Source organism: Spongiactinospora gelatinilytica, assembly GCF_003236385.1.
GTDB lineage: Bacteria > Actinomycetota > Actinomycetes > Streptosporangiales > Streptosporangiaceae > Spongiactinospora > Spongiactinospora gelatinilytica.
The window spans coordinates 1-17,251 of the sequence record NZ_POUA01000141.1 but is presented as its reverse complement, the minus strand read 5'-3'; the positions used below and the strand labels follow the sequence as shown (position 1 = coordinate 17,251).

General features: G+C 73.8%; 14 protein-coding genes. 4 read left to right on the top strand and 10 right to left on the bottom strand.

Annotation, left to right across the window (positions count from 1 at the left end):
- The 3 genes from C1I98_RS18820 to C1I98_RS18810 all read right to left on the bottom strand — a co-directional run.
- The coding region (locus C1I98_RS18820) for a 2,4'-dihydroxyacetophenone dioxygenase family protein (protein ID WP_111168756.1) at positions 1 to 432 on the bottom strand (432 nt) is incomplete at its 3' end.
- Between the two features lie 40 nt (positions 433 to 472).
- Positions 473 to 1,213: an SDR family NAD(P)-dependent oxidoreductase gene (locus C1I98_RS18815; RefSeq protein WP_233507985.1), complete on the bottom strand. Its 741-nt coding sequence runs from the start codon at positions 1,211 to 1,213 to the stop codon at positions 473 to 475.
- A 136-nt stretch (positions 1,214 to 1,349) separates the two neighbouring features.
- The gene (locus C1I98_RS18810) at positions 1,350 to 2,132 is read right to left on the bottom strand and encodes an HAD-IIA family hydrolase (RefSeq protein WP_111168753.1); all 783 of its coding nucleotides are present in this window, start codon (positions 2,130 to 2,132) and stop codon (positions 1,350 to 1,352) included.
- Between the two features lie 111 nt (positions 2,133 to 2,243).
- On the opposite strand from C1I98_RS18810, the gene C1I98_RS18805 reads away from it, so the two are divergent.
- Together C1I98_RS18805 and C1I98_RS18800 are read left to right on the top strand one after the other, a co-directional pair.
- The gene (locus C1I98_RS18805; RefSeq protein WP_111168752.1) at positions 2,244 to 3,440 is read left to right on the top strand and encodes a M20 metallopeptidase family protein; all 1,197 of its coding nucleotides are present in this window, start codon (positions 2,244 to 2,246) and stop codon (positions 3,438 to 3,440) included.
- A 5-nt stretch (positions 3,441 to 3,445) separates the two neighbouring features.
- Positions 3,446 to 4,459, top strand: coding sequence for a zinc-binding alcohol dehydrogenase family protein (locus C1I98_RS18800; RefSeq protein WP_368773531.1), 1,014 nt, complete (start codon positions 3,446 to 3,448; stop codon positions 4,457 to 4,459).
- A gap of 5 nt (positions 4,460 to 4,464) precedes the next feature.
- Here the strand turns inward: C1I98_RS18800 and C1I98_RS18795 are convergent, their stop codons facing one another.
- A complete protein-coding gene (locus C1I98_RS18795) occupies positions 4,465 to 5,367 on the bottom strand; it encodes a TIGR03619 family F420-dependent LLM class oxidoreductase (RefSeq protein WP_111168751.1) in 903 nt (300 codons plus the stop codon).
- A gap of 23 nt (positions 5,368 to 5,390) precedes the next feature.
- Here C1I98_RS18795 and C1I98_RS18790 point away from each other — a divergent pair, with 23 nt between their 5' ends.
- Positions 5,391 to 6,299 (top strand): phosphotransferase family protein, encoded by a 909-nt coding sequence (locus C1I98_RS18790; protein WP_233507984.1) that lies wholly within the window; start codon positions 5,391 to 5,393, stop codon positions 6,297 to 6,299.
- A 43-nt stretch (positions 6,300 to 6,342) separates the two neighbouring features.
- A complete protein-coding gene (locus C1I98_RS18785; protein WP_111168749.1) occupies positions 6,343 to 6,606 on the top strand; it encodes a TFIIB-type zinc ribbon-containing protein in 264 nt (87 codons plus the stop codon).
- Between the two features lie 104 nt (positions 6,607 to 6,710).
- Here C1I98_RS18785 and C1I98_RS18780 read toward each other — a convergent pair whose 3' ends face one another.
- From C1I98_RS18780 to C1I98_RS18755, 6 genes are all read right to left on the bottom strand, one after another.
- Positions 6,711 to 8,327 carry an ABC-F family ATP-binding cassette domain-containing protein gene (locus C1I98_RS18780; RefSeq protein WP_111168748.1) on the bottom strand — a complete coding sequence of 539 codons (1,617 nt, stop codon included), beginning with the start codon at positions 8,325 to 8,327 and terminating at the stop codon, positions 6,711 to 6,713.
- Positions 8,328 to 8,536: 209 nt separating this feature from the next.
- The gene (locus tag C1I98_RS18775; protein WP_158558090.1) at positions 8,537 to 10,051 is read right to left on the bottom strand and encodes a bifunctional phosphatase PAP2/diacylglycerol kinase family protein; all 1,515 of its coding nucleotides are present in this window, start codon (positions 10,049 to 10,051) and stop codon (positions 8,537 to 8,539) included.
- Positions 10,052 to 10,101: 50 nt separating this feature from the next.
- Positions 10,102 to 12,129, bottom strand: coding sequence for a CehA/McbA family metallohydrolase (locus C1I98_RS18770; RefSeq protein WP_111168746.1), 2,028 nt, complete (start codon positions 12,127 to 12,129; stop codon positions 10,102 to 10,104).
- A gap of 136 nt (positions 12,130 to 12,265) precedes the next feature.
- Positions 12,266 to 13,219, bottom strand: a complete 954-nt coding sequence (gene meaB / locus C1I98_RS18765; RefSeq protein WP_111168745.1) for a methylmalonyl Co-A mutase-associated GTPase MeaB — start codon at positions 13,217 to 13,219, stop codon at positions 12,266 to 12,268.
- Complete coding sequence (gene scpA, locus C1I98_RS18760) at positions 13,209 to 15,380, bottom strand: methylmalonyl-CoA mutase (RefSeq protein ID WP_111168744.1); 2,172 nt, start codon at positions 15,378 to 15,380, stop codon at positions 13,209 to 13,211. Before scpA ends, meaB begins: the two co-directional genes overlap by 11 nt.
- Complete coding sequence (locus tag C1I98_RS18755) at positions 15,377 to 17,194, bottom strand: methylmalonyl-CoA mutase family protein (protein WP_111168743.1); 1,818 nt, start codon at positions 17,192 to 17,194, stop codon at positions 15,377 to 15,379. The genes scpA and C1I98_RS18755 overlap by 4 nt, the downstream gene beginning before the upstream one ends.
- Between the last annotated feature and the right edge of the window lie 57 nt (positions 17,195 to 17,251).

The window sequence follows — 17,251 nt, the reverse complement described above, 5'->3', positions numbered from 1 at the left end:
GGTGAACGTGTCCTCGTACCCCACCTGCACCCCCTCCTCGTCCACGTACGCCATGGCCCCCGAGATGTTGAAGAAGGTGATCATCTCGTCGCAGTCGTCCGGCACCGCCAGCGTGTGGATCTCCCCCGGCGGCTCGTACACGAAGTGCCCCGCCTCGGCCACCCACGGGTGCTCGTAGTAGCGCCACTTCCCCTTGATCACGTACCCGAACACCGCCCCGGGATGCCGGTGCCGCGACACGATCCCCGACGCCGTCACCTTCAGCAGGTTGCACCACTGCCCGAGCACCGTGTTGAACATCAGCGGCCGAAACCACACGTTCGGCGCCTGCGGCACCCAGACCCGCTCGTCCGCGGGCAGCGCCGCCACCGCGATCTCCGGCGGCACCACCCCGGACTGGGCGATCACCGGTCCCCGCGCGCTCGTCGTCATCGTGTCCTCACTCCTTCTCGCTCCGGCCTTCTCGCTCTGGTCAGGCGGCGAGGTACCCGCCGTCCACCGGCAGGACCACCCCGGTGATGAACCGGGCGTCGGGGCCGCACAGGAAGGCCACCGCCCCCGCCACGTCCGACGGCTCGCCCCAGCGCCGCATCGGCGTGCGCTCCACGATGCGCCGCTCGCTTTCCGGGTTCTGGTGCAGGTCGGCGGTCAGCGCGGTACGGATCCAGCCGGGCGCGACCGCGTTGACCCTGATGCCCTCGGCCGCCCAGGCCACCGCCAGCGCCTTGGTGAGCTGCGACACGCCGCCCTTGCTCGCGGTGTAGGCCGGGACCAGCGGGCCGCCCAGGAAACTCAGCATCGACGCCACGTTCACGATGCACCCGCCGGAGCGGGCCAGCAGCCCCCGGGCGGCGACGCACGCGCGCATCGCGCCGTTCAGGTTGATCTCGATCACCCGGGCGAAGACCTGGGGGTCGTACTCCGCGCCCCGCCGCAACACCCCGGCCGCGTTCACCAGCACGTCCAGCCGCGACAGCCCGGAAAGAAACCTCTCCAGGTCATCGCCGCTGGTGAGATCCAGCTCCACGGTGCGCGCGACGCCCGCGGCGGGCGAGTGCTCGGCGCGCAGCCCGGCGGCGATCACCTCCGCCCCCGAGGCGGCGAACCGCTCGGCGATCGCGGTACCGATCCCGCTGGTGCCCCCGACGACCACGACCGTACGGCCGGCGACCTGCCCGGCCCCGGCTGGATCCCGCCCGCTCTGCCCGCTCACTACCGTCCTTCCGCCGATCGCCGCTGGCAACGGGCACGATTCAACTCGCCGCCGGGCCGGCCGGTCACCGATCATGCGGTAGCGGGATGACGGTCATTCGGAATGGGCGGGTGCGGGGGTCACCGCCCGGCCGGGCTCAGTCGATCATCGGGATGAGGTCGGCCACCGAGTCCACCACCAGCGAGGGCCGGAACGGGAAGCGGTCGATCTGCTGCCGCGGCGTCACCCCGGTCAGCACCAGGATGGTGAACAGGCCCGCCTCCATGCCGGAGACCACGTCGGTGTCCATCCGGTCGCCGATCATGGCGGTGCTCTCGCTGTGGCCGTCGATGGCGTTGATCGCGCTGCGCATCATCATCGGGTTGGGCTTGCCCACGAAGTACGGCTGGACGTCGGTCGCCCGGGTGATCATGGCGGCCACCGCCCCGCAGGCCGGCATCGATCCCTCCGCGGACGGCCCGATCGGGTCGGGGTTGGTCGCGATGAACCTGGCCCCCGACTCGATCAGCCGGATCGCCTTGGTGATCTGCTCGAAGCTGTAGTTGCGCGTCTCGCCGAGCACGACGTAGTCGGGGTCGATGTCGGTGAGCACGTAGCCGACCCGGTGCAGGGCCGTGGTCAGCCCCGACTCGCCGATCACGTACGCCGAGCCGTCCGGCCGCTGGTCGGCCAGGAACCGGGCGGTGGCCAGCGCCGAGGTGTAGATCGACTCCTCGGGCACGTCCAGGCCCGCCGCCCGCAGCCGCACCGCGAGGTCGCGCGGCGTGTATATCGAGTTGTTGGTGAGCACCAGAAAGCGCCTGCCCGAGTCGCGCAGCCTTCCGATGAACTCGGCCGCGCCGGGCACCGGCTGCCCTTCCTTGACAAGGACGCCGTCCATATCGGACAACCAGCACTCAATGGGTTTACGATCGCTCACTCGGCCATCCTACGCAGGCGGGTCCCCGCCCCTGGGCCGCCGCCCGCCATGGACGGATCTTCACCGTGCCAGGTCCTGGCCGTGCGGTTCCGGGGTGCGACAATGCAGTGCATGTCGCTTCTTGAGAACGCCAGGGAAATGGCCGGAGACCTGGCGCGGCTGCGCCAGGACCTGCACACCGAACCCGAACTGGGCCTGCACCTCCCGCGCACCCAGGACAAGGTGCTCGCCGCCCTCGACGGCCTGCCCCTGGAGATCACCACCGGTGACGCGCTCAGCTCGGTCACCGCCGTCCTGCGCGGCGGGCGGCCCGGCCCCGCCGTACTGCTGCGCGGCGACATGGACGCGCTGCCGGTGACCGAGCGCACCGGCGTGCCGTACTCCTCGCGCTTCCCCGAGCGGATGCACGCCTGCGGCCACGACCTGCACACCACGATGCTCGCCGGGGCCGCGCGGCTGCTCGCCGACCGCAGGCAGGACCTCGCCGGAGACGTGATCTTCATGTTCCAGCCCGGCGAGGAGGGCTGGGAGGGCGCCAAGGTCATGATCGACGAAGGCGTCCTCGACGCGGCGGGCGAGCGCCCGATCGCCGCCTACGGCCTGCACGTGCTCTCCACCGTGCTGCCCGGCGGCCTGTTCACCAGCCGGGGCGGGCCGATGCTCGCCGCCGGCGACGCCCTCACCGTCACCGTGCGCGGCAAAGGCGGGCACGGCTCCACCCCGCATTTGTCCGTGGACCCGATCCCGGCGGCCTGCCAGATGGTCACCGCGTTGCAGACCCTGGTCACCAGGGAGTTCGACGTGTTCGACCCGGTCGTGGTGACGGTCGGCGCGTTCCACGCGGGCACCGCCGGCAACATCATCCCCGACCAGGCGGTCTTGGAGCTCACGGTCCGCACCTTCAGCGACACCAACCGGGCGAAGATCCAGAAGCGGATCATCGAGCTGCTCATGGACACCGGCGCGGCGTACGGCCTGACGGTCGACGCCGCCTTCGGAAGGGGCTACCCGGTGACGGTCAACGACCCCGAGGAGAGCGCCTTCGCCGGCGACGTGGTGGGCGACCTGCTCGGCGCGGACCGCTACCTGATCGCCCCGCGGCCCATCACCGGCTCAGAGGACTTCTCCTACGTGCTGGAGGAGGTGCCGGGGGCGTTCATCGCGCTGGGGGCCTGCCCGCCGCACCTCGACCCGGCCACCGCCCCCTTCAACCACTCGGCCGAGGCGATGTTCGACGACGCCGTGCTCCCCGACGGGGCGGCGATCTACGCGGGCCTGGCAGAGCGCCGCCTGGCCATGGCGGAGTAACGAGCGTGGCGGCGGAGACGGACATGGACGCCTGGGTGGTGGCCCGCCCGGGGCCGATCGGCACCGGCCCGCTGGAACGCGTCCGGCTGCCCGTCCCCCGCCCCGGCCCGGACGAGGTGCTGGTCAAGGTGGAGGCGTGCGCGGTCTGCCGCACCGACCTGCACCTGGCCGAGGGCGACCTCCCGCCGCGCCGCCCGCGCACCGTGCCCGGCCACGAGGCCGTCGGCCGGGTGGTCTCGGCCCCGCCGGGCACCTACCCCGCGGGCGCCAGGGTCGGTGTGGCCTGGCTGCGCTCGACCTGCGGCGCCTGCCGGTACTGCCGGCGCGGCCTGGAGAACCTGTGCCCCCACTCCGCCTACACCGGATGGGACGCCGACGGCGGCTACGCCCAGTACCTGACCGCCCCCGCCGCCTACGTCTACCCGCTCCCCGGCGACCCGCCCGCCGCGCGGCTCGCGCCGCTGCTGTGCGCCGGGATCATCGGCTACCGCGCGCTGCTCCGCGCCGACCTGCCCCAGGGCGGCCGGCTCGGGATCTACGGATTCGGCGCGTCCGCGCACCTGACCGCCCAGGTCGCCATCGCCCAGGGCGCGACCGTGCACGTGCTGACCCGCTCCCCCGCGGCCAGGAGCCTGGCGCTGGAGCTCGGCGCGGCCTCGGCGGGCGACGCCCGCGACGCGCCGCCCGAACCGCTCGACGCCGCCATCCTGTTCGCGCCGGTGGGCGACCTGGTGCCGGTCGCGCTGGCGGCGCTGGACCGGGGCGGCGTACTCGCCGTCGCGGGCATCCACCTCAGCGACATCCCCGGGCTCGACTACGACCGCCACCTGTTCCAGGAGCGCACGCTGCGCAGCGTGACCGCCAACACCCGGGCCGACGGCCGCGCCTACCTCGCCGCGGCCACCGCGCACCCGCCACGGGTGAGCACGGTGGCCTACCCGACGGACGCGGCGGACCGCGCGCTCGCCGACCTGGCGGCCGACCGGATCAACGGCGTCGCGGTCCTGCACATGTCCTGAGGCCGCTAAGGCGCGAGCGCCTCCAGGGCCTCCTCGGCGCGGCGCAGGGCGTCCGCGGGGTCCACGTCCGGCGCCCCGAACTCGGTGACGAAGTTGAGGTCGTGGAAGACCTCGGTGACGCCGCTCGCGGCCAGCTCCGCGACGTCCTGGCGGATCTCCTCGTAGGAGCCGGTGAGCGGTTTGCGGTCCGGCCGTCCCGCCGGGCCCGGTGTGGTCACGCCACGGCAGACGATCCGCAGCGACTCGGGGTCACGCCCGGCCGCACGGGCCGCCTCCTTCACAACGTAGATCCGTTCTTTGATGCCCGACAGGTCCTCCTGGCTGGAGCTGACCCAGCCGTCGGCGAGCCGCCCCGCGCGGCGCAGCGCCACATCGGCCATGCCGCCGAGCAGGATCGGCGGCGGCCCGGGGACCGGTTTGGGGTCCTGGTAGGAGGCGGGGACGCGGTAGAACTCCCCCTCGTGCTCGATCACCTCGTCGGTCCACAGCTTGCGCAGCACGTCCAGGTACTCCTCGGCGCGCGCCCCGCGCCGCTCGAACGGCAGGCCCGAGGCGGCGAACTCCTCCTTCAGCCACCCCAGCCCGAGCCCCGCGGTGAGCCGCCCTCCGGACACCGACTGCAACGTGGCGAGCTGCTTGGCCAGCAGCGCGGGCGAGTAGAGGGGGAGGTTCAGCACGGCCACGCCCAGCCCGATCCGGCTGGTCACCCCAGCCAGGTAGGCCAGCGTGACCGTGGGGTCCTGCACGCTCCGGTAGGTCGACCCCATCGGATGCCCCACAGGGGTGAGCAGCCGCTGGAAGGTCCACACGTCGCTGTAGCCGAGTTCTTCCGCGCGGACGGCGATCCGTGCCATGTTGCCAGGGGTCGCCCATGCCCCCGAAACCGGCACTCCGTATCCGATCCTCATGTGGCCAATCTAGATTGGCCCGCATGCCTTCCCCACCGATGCCCCCGCTCGCGCGCCGCCTCGCCGAGATCGGCAGGGCGCACGCCGGACCGGGCGCTCCGGCCGAACTCATCCCCACCAGACCGGACGTGATGATCGTGCGGGTGGGCGCGATCGTGGTCAAGGCCCATGCCCCCGGCATGGACGCCGCGCTGCTCGCGCCCCGGGTGGCGGCCTCGGCCCGGCTCGGCGGGATCATGCTGCCGCCCGCCGACACCGGCATCACCCAGGTGGAGGAGCGGCTGGTGTCGGTGTGGCCCGCCGGGGAGCCGGTCGATTCCGGCGATCCGGACGCCGCGCCGTGGGAGGCGGCGGCCCGGCTGCTCGCCGCGCTGCACTCCGTACCGGTCGCGGCACTGCCGCCGCTGCCGCCCGCGGGCGGCCCCGGGCGGATGGCCAAGACCGTGGCGGCCCTGAACGGCGGCGGCCCCGAGGAGGACGTCGTGCGCGCGGCGGCGGCCTCGCTGCCCCCGGCCGCCGGGCGTACCGGGCTCGCGCACGGCGACTGGCATTTCGGCCAGTTGGTGCGCCACCCGCCGGAAGCGGGCGAATGGACGCTGATCGACGTGGACGACCTCGGCGTCGGCGACCAGGCGTGGGACCTCGCCCGCCCGGCCGCCTGGTTCGCCTGCGGGCTGCTCGACCCCGCCGCCTGGGACCGGTTCCTGACCGCCTACCTGGACGCCGGCGGCCCCGCGTTAGCGGGCGCGGCCGACCCGTGGGAACGCCTGGACGGACCGGCCAGGGCCTTGACCGTGCAGCTCGCCGCGGCGGCGCTGATCAGCGCCAGGCGCAAGGGACGGCAGGTGGACGAAGTGGAACGAATGCTGGTGGACGCCTGCGCGCGGATCGCCGGAACGGATGTTCGCCCGCGCGAGCCGCACACGCAGTAGGTTGTGCTCAGAAAACCCTGGACCAAGGGCAAGGAGACCATTGATGCAGTGCCCTAAGTGCCGCGGCAACATGCGCACTTACGAACGCAACGGCGTGCACATCGAGCAGTGCGAGAACTGCCGCGGAATCTTCCTGGACTACGGCGAGCTGGAGACGCTGACCCGGCTCGAGTCGCAGTACTCCCAGCACGCCCCGCCCCCGCCGCCGCCGCCCGCGCATGGCGCGCCCGCCTGGGGCGCCCCGCACGGCGGATACCACCACGGGCACCGCCAGCGTAGCTGGGTGGGAATGCTCTTCTCCAGTTGACGGATACGAGCGGCCCCCGGCCCGGCGACCGGGGACCATTCGGACAGTGGTCCAGATAGCAGGCCCGGGGGCCGGGGGCATGGCCACGCCGCCATGTCCCCGGCTCACTGCGGCCAGGGCTCCTCGGCCAGCTCGCCCTCCGCGCCGGCGCGCAACGTCCTGGTGATCCCGATTTCGCCGAGAAAGGCCAGGTCGTGGCTCGCCACCACGAGAGCCCCCCGGTAGGCCGCCAGCGCCTCCACCAGGCGGCGGACGCTCGCCAGGTCCAGGTTGTTGGTCGGCTCGTCGAGCAGCAGCAGTTGCGGCGGCGGCTCGGCGCACAGCAGCGCCGCGAGCACCGCCCGGAACCGCTCGCCGCCGGACAGGGTGCCCGCGACCTGATCGGCCCGATCCCCCCGGAAGAGGAACCTGGCCAGCCGCGCCCTGATCGCGTTGTCGGTCGCGGCGGGCGCGAACCTCCGCACGTTCCCCAGCACGCTCAGCGAGTCGTCCAGCAGGTCCAGCCGCTGCGGCAGGTAACGCACCCCGGCCACGCCGGCGCTCACCGACTCGACCGGCACGCCCCGGCCCGCCGCGCCGGGGGCGATCTCCCCCGCCACGGTCCGCAGCAGCGTGGTCTTGCCCGCGCCGTTCGGCCCGAGCAGCGCGATCCGCTCGGGCCCGCGCACCACCAGCTCCCGCGCGCCCGCGATGCCCAGGGTCAGCACGGTACGACCGGCGGGCACCTCGGTGCCCGGCAGGTCGATCCGGATCTCCGCGGTGTCCCTGACCGACTCCTCGGCCTCGGTGAGCCGGCGGCGGGCGTCGTCCAGTCGCTCAATGTGCGTGTTGCGGTGCTTGCCCGCGGATACCTGGGCCTGCCGCTTGCGCTCGCCCATCACGATCTTCGGCTCGCGCTTGTTCTCGCTCATCTTCTTGCCGTAGCGGGCCCTGCGGTCCAGCTTGGTCCTGGCCTCGATCAGCTCCCGCTGCTGGCGGCGCACGTCGGCCTCGGCCACCCGGACCATCCGCTCGGCGGCCTCCCGCTCGGCCGCCAGGACCTCCTCGTACGCCGACAGGTTGCCGCCGTAGATCCGGATCTCGCCGTCGGCGAGGTCGGCCACCCGGTCGACCAGGTCCAGCAGCCCGCGGTCGTGGCTGACGATCACCATGACCCCCGGCCAGGACGTGACGGCCGCGTAGAGCCGCCGCCTGGCGTCGAGGTCCAGGTTGTTGGTCGGCTCGTCGAGCAGCAGCACGTCGGGGCGGCGCAGGAACTGCGCGGCCAGGCCCACCATGACGGTCTCGCCGCCGGACAGGGCGCCGACCGTGCGGTCCAGCTCGATCTCGGTGAGGCCGAGCCGGTCGAGTTCGGCGCGGGCGCGTTCTTCGACGTCCCAGTCGTCGCCGACGGCGGCGAAGTTCTCCTCGCCCACCTCGCCCCGCTCGATGGCGTGCAGCGCGCGCCGGGCGGCGCTGATCCCGAGCAGGTCCGAGACGGTGGCCGCGGTGCCGAGCGGCAGGTCCTGCGGGAGGTAGCCGACCTCGCCCGCCACGGTGACCGTGCCCGAGCGCGGGCGCAGCTCCCCAGCGATGATCTTCAGCAGGGTGGACTTGCCCGCGCCGTTGACGCCGATCAGGCCGGTGGCGCCGTCGCCCAGGGCGAGGTCGAGGCCGTCGAGCACCGGCGTGCCGTCCGGCCAGGCGAAGGAGATGTCATCACAGACGATGGCAAAGGACATAAGGCGGCTCCCCACGGTGGTATCTCCGGCATTCGGTACCTGCTGGACACCGCGGGCGGTACGCCCGGCGTAGAAGATCGCCGTCCGTCGTCGAGGGCGGTCATCTGAGGTCAGACGCGCACGGGCCACCAGAACGGGCCACCGGCGCGGTGTCCGGACCTCAGATCCTCAACGGGCTCCCCTTGGGACGGCGACAAAGCGAAAAAAGCTTACCCGATGTCACGGAGCACGGCAAGAGCCCGGGGGCGTTTGATGAACGTGACCGGCCCTCCGGCGGTGAACGTCTCGCCGTCACAGGCCAGGCGCACCTTCCCGGAAGGTGTCGTGACGTGCAGGTTGTCGGCCTTCCACTGGTGGTAGTGCCGGGACAGGCCGAGCCGCCCGCCGATCACGCTGGTGAACGCGCGCAGCCGGGGCAGCCGCCCGGCGGCGGCCAGCAGCCGGATGTCCAGCACGCCGTCCTCCAGCCTGGCCCGCCGGGTGGGCGCGGCGCCGCGCACGTCGTAGCGGCAGTTGCCGACGAACAGCAGCCACGCCCGGTACGGCGTGCCGTCCACCTCCACCTCGACCGGCCGCGCCCCGCCGGCCAGCAGTTCGCCCAGCGCCCACAGCAGCGCGGGCCACTTGCCGATCCGGTGCTCGCGGGCCTCCCTGCGGTCCACGAGCGCCGGGTACAGGCCGAGGCCGGCGTTGTTGAGGAACACCCGGCCCGCCGCCTCCCCCACGTCCACCGTGACGGCCTGCCCGGACCGGTAGGCGGCCACCGCCTCCTGCGGCGTCTCGATGCCGAGCGTGCGCGCGAAGTGGTCGAAGGTGCCCGCGGGCACCACCAGCAGCGGGCGGCCGTGTTCCAGGGCCGCGGCGGCGGCCCGGCTCGCCGAGCCGTCGCCGCCCGCGACGGCGAGCACGGTGGCCCGCCCGGCGGCCTCCCGCATGACCGCGGCGATGTCGGCGTCCGGGCCGGGCGTCACGATGTCGGCGGCGGGCAGTCCGGCGCGCAGCGCGTCCGCGGTCTGCGCGGTCTCGGCTGATGACGGGTTGATCACCGCCACCACTCCGGCCCCGTGTGGATCGAGATCGAGCAGCGGCGCGGTCGCCGCCGCCCGCGCCCGCCCGGCCTCGGCGGCGTCCGGCCACAGCCGCCGGGTGAGCAGCCCGGTGGCCACCCCGATGCCCGCGCCGGCGAGCACGTCGCCGGGGTAGTGGACACCGGTGTAGATGCGGGAGAAGCACACCGCCGCCGCCACCAGGGCGACCGGCACCGCCACCCGCGGCGGGGCCTCCATCGCCACGGCGGTGGCGAACGCGGCGGCCGACGCCGAGTGGCCCGACGGGAACGACGTGGACGTCGGCATGGCCAGCAGCCGGGCCAGCGGCAGCTCGACCCCGGACGGCCGGCGGCGGCCGAACGCCTGCTTGGTGGCGAGGTTGACCAGCGGGCTGGCCAGGCTGACCGCGAGCAGGCCCCGGGTCGCCGCCCGGCGCAGCCGGCGCCGCCCGCTCACCGCGAGCCCGGCCGCGAACCCGGCCCACAGCAGCGAGTTGTCCGCCGCCCGCGACAACGCGGGCAGCACCCGATCCCCGGCCGGCCAGTCCGCCCTCGCCACGGCGGCGAACAGCCGCCGGTCCAGCGCGCCGAGCCGGGACCTCGTCCGCGACACCCACCGCCGCCGGGGGGCCGGGACCGCCGAGAACGCCGCTCCTGGGGAAATCGCCTCTATCATCCGATTCGTCCGCATGACCGACTTCTTCCCGTCCGGCGGGCCGGTAAAGGTCAGCGGGCGGCCAGCCGGGAGCGGTAGACCGCGCGCGCCCTGTCGTAGAGCGCCACATGATCGGCGAACTGCCCGGGCGCGGTCAGGCGGCCCTCCCGCCCGACCATCTCCTCCAGCCGGTCCAGCCAGTCCAGGCACCACCGCACGTCCTCCTCCCGCGCCACGTGCGCCCCGGCGAGATCGACGTAGACCGGGCTGGTGCAGGCGTAGACGTCGGCCCGCATCGCGCGGGGGTGCGGGCCGCCCTGGGCGATCGCCAGCACGTAGGTCGGCTCGGTCACGTCGAGCATGACGGAAAGACCGTCCGGGGGGCCTTCGGCGGCGGTGCCGCTCGCCGTGCGGATGGACAGTCGCTCGACCTCGGGGCCGATGGCCCGTACGGTGACCCTGATCCGCCCGCCGCGCTCGTCCAGGTCGAGCGTGTCTCCGGGGCCCAGGCCCTCGACGTCGAGTTCCAGCCAGGGGCCGGTGGTGGCGAAGGTACGGCCGGCGCGGATCGCCGCGGCGAAGGACCCGGCGCTCAGCGGCCCGCCCACCTTGGCGTAGACGCGCCCCCAGCCCGGCGGGGCGGACTGGCTGCCGCGCCGGGTGAAGGAGATCATCGTGTCGGTGCCCGCGGTGACGGCCAGCCGGTTGCCCGCGCCGATCAGCCTGCGGTAGACGGCCGCGGTGCCGGTCACCGAGGAGTGGTTGACCACGTCGAGCGCGTCGACCAGGCCGAGCGCGGCGTCGGCGACGATCTCTCTGGCCGCGCAGCAGCGCCCGGAGCCCAGCGCCCGCTCGGGGCCGTCGTGCTCGTGCGCCTGCTGGTGGAAGGGGTGGCTGTAGCCGAGGACCGCCCCCAGGTCGCGCAGTTCGGCGCAGCCGGCCTCGTTCGGCGGCCAGTCCGGGTCGCCCGCGAAACCGGTGTGGAACCTCTCGGGCGGCGCGCTCACCCCGAAGGCGAAGAGGTGGCCGAGCAGGTCGTTGCGGTACTCCACGCCCATCCTGGCGATGTGGCCGCCGTCCGACCACGGCAGGTCGCGCCCGGCCCAGTGCCGCAGCGCCTCGGCGTCGTAGACCCGGCCGGTGGCGATGTTGCCCGCCACCAGGTTGAGCACGTGCAGGTCCTCGCCGTGCTGGACGGCGGCGGCGTCGGCCGGGGTGCCGACCACGTCTCCCGCCCAGTTGAGGTGGACGTGCATGTCGCCGCCGTACCAGCCGCGGGCCGCCGCGTCGTACAGCCGCGCCGGGGACATGTCCACCACCGTCTCCCGGCCGGGCGGGGGGATCACCACGGTCTCGGCCGTGCCGTACTCCATGCCGCGGGTCACCCGCAGGGTGAGCGGTTCGGCGGGCACGTCGAGCACGATGTCGTCGCCGTGGAAGTACGGCATGCGGTGGTGGTCGCGGCGGTGCGGCACCTTGTCGGGGTACCAGCCCTGGTCGTTACCGCCGAGCACGCTCCACCGGCAGGGGAACCCGGCCCGCAGGCGCAGCCTGGCCGCCTCCGCCCGCCGGGTCAGCACGGCGAGCCCCACCTGCTCGCCGTCCACCTCCACGGTGGACTTCGAGGTGATCCGCACCATCCGCGCCCCGCCCGGCCGGATCTCGTGCCGCACGCCGTCCACGGTCACCGTGACCGGCCGGTCTCGTGAGGAGTCCAGCAGCAGGCTGGTGGCGAACGGCCGGCCGGGCAGCACCGCCTGCGGCATCGCCTCCACGAACACCCGCCCCGGGGAGATCCGCAGCGCGGCCATGTTGTCGAGGACCTCGCCGCGCAGGGCGTCGCGGACGACCTCGTCCATGTCGAGTTCGGCGATCCGGTCGTCCAGCTCGCTCTCCGGCGTGCCGGGGTGGGCGGCCAGGGCCAGCTTGCTCGCGACCCCCCAGAAGTCGTGCTTGCGGGTCAGGTACGGGTTTGTCAGCATTTGCTGGACGAACATGATCGGCGTCTCGCCCCAGGTGGGCCCGTGCTCGGCGAGCAGCGCCCGGTATTCGGCGAGCGACCGTGCCACGCGCTCGGGCAGTGGCGGATCCTGGTCCACGACAGCCTCCCGTGATCGGTTCGCTGGCAATCGTCACACGATGACAGCGGACCGTGACCGGACCGGGGTGCGGAATCCCACCTCGCGAGTACGATGCCTGCCACCGTGGGAGGCGGAACCTCTCCGCCTGGAGAAGTCAGCGGGTGAAAGCGGCCAGGATGCGGTCGGCGGCCAGCGCCGGGGTGAGCGTACCGGACAGGACCTCGCGTTCGACCTCGCCGGCGATGGCCGCGACGTCGGGGTGGTCGCGCAGCTCGGTCAGCAGCCGGTCGCGGACCAGCGTCCAGGTCCAGCCGACCTGCTGGCGGCGGCGGCGTCCGGCGACGTCCGAGCGCTCCTGGTGGGCGATGACCTTCGCCCACAGCTCATCGAGGCCGGCGCCGGTCATGCCGCTACAGGTCAGCACCGGTGGCGGCGGGCCCTCCCCGCGGAGCATGCGCAGCGCCCCGGCCAGCTCCCTGGCGGCCTTGCGCGCGGCCAGTTCGTGATCGCCGTCGGCCTTGTTCACCGCGATCACGTCGGCCAGCTCGACCACGCCCTTCTTGATGCCCTGCAACTGGTCGCCGGTGCGGGCCAGCGTGAGCAGCACGAAGGTGTCCACCATGTCGGCCACCGCGGTCTCGGACTGCCCGACGCCGACGGTCTCCACCAGCACGGTGTCGAACCCGGCCGCCTCGACCACCACCATGGCCTCCCGCGTCGCCTTGGCCACGCCGCCGAGCGTGCCCGCGGTGGGCGAGGGCCTGATGAAGGCGGCGGGGTCGGCGGCCAGGCGGGCCATGCGGGTCTTGTCGCCCAGGATGCTGCCGCCGCTGCGGCTGGAGGAGGGATCGACGGCGAGCACCGCGACGCGGTGCCCCTCGCCGGTCAGCCGCAGGCCGAGGGCGTCGATGAACGTCGACTTGCCCGCCCCCGGCACTCCGGAGATGCCCACCCTGCGGGCGTTGCCGGACAGCGGGGTCAGCTCCACCAGCAGCCGCTGGGCCAGCGCCCGGTGGTCGGGCCGGGCCGACTCGACGAGCGTGATGGCCCGCGCGATCCACGCCCGGGAGCCGTCCTTGACGCCCGCCACGTAGTCGTCAAGCGTCATGACCCAGCCGATGCGCCAGCTCGCCGAGCAGGCCGAGCGCGGCCTCGGAGATGACGGTGCCCGGCGGGAAGATGGCCGACGCCCCCGCGGCGCGCAGCGCGTCGTGGTCGCCCGGCGGGATGACCCCGCCGACCACGATCATGATGTCCGCCCGGCCGGCCGCGGCCAGCGCGTCGCGCAGCGCGGGCACCAGCGTGAGGTGCCCCGCCGCCAGGGAGGAGACGCCCACGATGTGGACGTCGGCCTCGACCGCCTGGCGGGCGACCTCGTCGGGGGTCTGGAACAGCGGGCCCACGTCGACGTCGAAGCCGAGGTCGGCGAACGCGGTGGCGATCACCTTCTGGCCCCGGTCGTGGCCGTCCTGCCCCATCTTGGCCACCAGGATCCTGGGCCGCCTGCCCTCGGCGCGCTCGAACGCGGCGCACGCGGCACGGACCGCCTCGGTCGCGGTGCCCACCTCCTCGCGGTACACCCCGCTGATGGTACGGACCTGACCCGCGTGCCGGCCGAAGACCTTCTCCAGCGCGTCGGAGATCTCCCCCACGGTGGCCTTGGCCCGGGCGGCGTCCACCGCGAGCGCGAGCAGGTTGGCGGTGCCCGCCGCGCCCTCGGTCAGCGCGTCCAGCGCGGCCCGTACGGCCTGCGGGTCGCGTTCGGCGCGCAGCCGGGCCAGCTTGTCGAGCTGGCGGCGGCGTACCTCGGTGTTGTCCACCTTGAGGACCTCGATGTCCTCGTCGGAGGTCGCCCGGTAGAGGTTGACCCCGATGACCGGCTGACGCCCGGAGTCGATCCGGGCCTGGGTGCGGGCGGCGGCCTCCTCGATGCGCAGCTTGGGCAGCCCGGCGTCGATCGCCTTGGCCATCCCGCCGGCCGCCTCCACCTCGGCGATGTGGCCCCACGCCCGGCGGGCCAGCTCGTGGGTGAGGCGCTCGACGTAGTAGGAGCCGCCCCAGGGGTCGATGACCCGGGTGGTGCCCGACTCCTGCTGGAGCAGGAGCTGGGTGTTGCGGGCGATCCTGGCCGAGAAGTCGCCGGGCAGCGCCAGCGCCTCGTCCAGGGCGTTGGTGTGCAGCGACTGGGTGTGGCCCTGGGTGGCGGCCATCGCCTCCACGCAGGTGCGGGCCACGTTGTTGAAGACGTCCTGGGCGGTGAGCGACCAGCCGGAGGTCTGGGAGTGCGTGCGCAGCGACAGCGACTTGGGGTTCTTCGCGCCGAAGCCCGAGACGAGCCCCGCCCACAGCAGCCGCGCGGCGCGCAGCTTGGCGACCTCCATGAAGAAGTTCATCCCGATGCACCAGAAGAAGGACAGGCGCGGGGCGAAGGCGTCCACGTCCAGCCCGGCGCCCACCCCGGCGCGCAGGTACTCCACGCCGTCGGCCAGCGTGTAGGCCAGCTCCAGGTCGCAGGTGGCCCCGGCCTCCTGGATGTGGTAGCCGGAGATCGAGATCGAGTTGAACTTCGGCATCCGCTCGCTGGTGTAGGAGAAGATGTCGGAGATGATCCGCATCGAGGGGGCGGGCGGATAGATGTAGGTGTTGCGGACCATGAACTCCTTGAGGATGTCGTTCTGGATGGTCCCGGCCAGTTGCTCCGGGGCCACCCCCTGTTCCTCGGCGGCCACGATGTAGAGCGCGAGCACCGGGAGCACCGCGCCGTTCATGGTCATCGAGACGGTCATCCGGTCCAGCGGGATGCCGTCGAAGAGCTGCCGCATGTCGTAGATGGAGTCGATCGCCACGCCCGCCATGCCGACGTCGCCCGCCACCCGGGGATGGTCGGAGTCGTACCCCCGGTGGGTGGCCAGGTCGAAGGCGATGGACAGGCCCTTCTGCCCGGCCGCCAGGTTGCGCCGGTAGAACGCGTTGGACTCCTCGGCGGTGGAGAAGCCCGCGTACTGGCGGATGGTCCAGGGCTGGTTGACGTACATCGTCGGGTACGGCCCGCGCACGAAGGGGGCCGACCCCGGGTAGGTGGAAAGGAAGTCGAGCCCGGCCAGGTCGGCGGCGGTGTAGAGCTGCTTCACGCCGATCCCTTCCGGGGTCTCCCAGAGCAGGTCGGCGGGGTCCTTGCCGGTCTCCTCGCGGACCGCGCCGCTCCACGCGGCCAGGTCGGCCGGTGTTGCGGGGACGTCCAGCTCGATCTCGGAGAAATCGGGTATCACCGGCTCACCTCCAGGTGGTCGAAGGTGGCGCGTAGCACGCCGAGCGCGTCGCACCCGGTGTAGATGTTGCCGTCCACGCCCTCGTACTCTCCCTTCCCCGCCAGCCAGATGCCCTGCGCGCCGGCGGCGCGCAGGGCGGCGGCCACCGGGGCGGCGTGCTCGCCGTACAGCTTGTCGCTCGCGCACAGGCAGGCGACGCGCGCGCCGCTGCGCGCGAAGCCCGCGGCGATCACGGCCGGGTCGGTGCCCGGGCCGCTCGCCGGGGTGGCGAACCCGCCCGCCTGGAAGAGGTTCGCCGCGAACGTGGCCCGCGCGGTGTGCGCGGCCGGCGGCCCGATCGTGGCCAGGAAGACCGCGGGCCGCTCGGGCTGCGCGTCGGCGAGGTCGCGCAGCGCCTCGAAGTCCTGGGCGTACCTGATCCTGGGCAGCCCGCCCGCGCGGACCTCCGGGGCGGGCGGGCGTACCGGCCGCCGCTCGGCGAGGTCGGGGAACTCGCTGACACCGGTGATCGGGTCGCGGCGGTGCGCGATGTCGCGCCTGCGCCGCTCCCAGCTGCGCGCCAGCCGGCCGGCCACCAGCCCGGATCGCAGCGCCCGCGCCATCCCGCCGGCGCGCTCGATCTCCTGAAACCACGTCCAGGCGGCGCGCGCGAGGTCGGCGGTCAGCCGCTCGGCGTACCAGGAGCCGCCCGCCGGGTCGGCGACCCTGGCGGCGTGCGCCTCCTGCTGGAGCAGCGACTGGGTGTTGCGGGCGATGCGCCGGGAGAAGTCGTCGGGCAGGCCGAGGCAGGAGTCGAAGGGCAGCACCGTCACCGCGTCCGCGCCGCCGACGCCCGCCGCGAAGCAGGCCAGCGTGGTGCGCAGCATGTTCACCCACGGGTCGCGGGCCGTCATCATCGCCGATGAGGTGACCGCGTGCTGCCGCTGTCCGGCGGCTCCGCCGGCCCCGGCGGCCCGGGTCACCCGGTCCCACATCAGCCGGGCGGCGCGCAGCTTGGCGATGGTCGCGAACTGGTCGGCGGTGGCCGCGTAGCGGAACTCCAGTTGCCCGAACGCGTCATCCACGCTCAGCCCGGCCTCGGTGAGCGTGCGCAGATAGGCCACGCCTGTGGCCAGCGCGCAGGCCAGCTCCTCGGCGTCGGAGCCGCCCGCCTCGTGGTAGGCGGTGGCGTCCACGGTGATCGCGCGCAGCCCCGGGCGATCGGAGACGCAGCGCGCGGCCAGCTCGGCGGCCACCCGCAGGCCCTCGGCCACGGCGCTCTCCGAGGTGTCGCCGGTGCGCGCGGCCAGGCCCAGCGGGTCGGCCCCGAGGTTGCCGCTGACGCCGCCTGAGAGCGCGAACAGTGCCTCGGCGGCCTCCCGGGTGTCGGCCCCGGCGTCCAGCACGACGGGGGCCAGGTCGAGGTAGACGCCGTCGAGCACGCGCGGCAGGTCGCCCGGCCGGATGCCGCCGGGGGTCAGGGTGAGCCAGACCGAGGTGACGCCGTTCTCCAGGTCGGTCAGGACCGCCGCGGAGTCGGCCGTGCGGTGGAGCTGCCGGATGTCCCAGCCGGGCAGCGGCCGGCCGCCCCTGGTGTACGGCGAGGCGCCGGGGACGCCCTGCTCGCCGGGCGCATCGGAGGCGTCGTACAGGGGCAGCACCGTGACGCCGTCATGGGTCGTGGACGCGAGCGCCTGCTCCGGATCATCGGTCTCCACGCCCGACCTGCGGAGCACCGCGAGCGCGGCCGCACGCCAACCCTCCCGTGTCACGGGCGGGAAGCCCGCCGCGAGCGGCGGTTCCATGGACGTGTACTCCTGCGGTGGCACCGTCATGTTGGGATGGTAATCGGTGGCCGGTCCACGGCTCGCGGGGGGCGGCGATGTCAGGGG

Coding starts and splice junctions, on each gene's coding strand:
- C1I98_RS18775 (WP_158558090.1), bottom strand. CDS start 10,051: ATGATAGAGGCGATTTCCCCAGGAGCGGCGTTCTCGGCGGTCCCGGCC.
- C1I98_RS18780 (WP_111168748.1), bottom strand. CDS start 8,327: ATGTCCTTTGCCATCGTCTGTGATGACATCTCCTTCGCCTGGCCGGAC.
- C1I98_RS18795 (WP_111168751.1), bottom strand. CDS start 5,367: ATGAGGATCGGATACGGAGTGCCGGTTTCGGGGGCATGGGCGACCCCT.
- C1I98_RS18785 (WP_111168749.1), top strand. CDS start 6,343: ATGCAGTGCCCTAAGTGCCGCGGCAACATGCGCACTTACGAACGCAAC.
- C1I98_RS18805 (WP_111168752.1), top strand. CDS start 2,244: ATGTCGCTTCTTGAGAACGCCAGGGAAATGGCCGGAGACCTGGCGCGG.
- meaB (WP_111168745.1), bottom strand. CDS start 13,219: ATGACGCTTGACGACTACGTGGCGGGCGTCAAGGACGGCTCCCGGGCG.
- C1I98_RS18790 (WP_233507984.1), top strand. CDS start 5,391: ATGCCTTCCCCACCGATGCCCCCGCTCGCGCGCCGCCTCGCCGAGATC.
- C1I98_RS18755 (WP_111168743.1), bottom strand. CDS start 17,194: ATGACGGTGCCACCGCAGGAGTACACGTCCATGGAACCGCCGCTCGCG.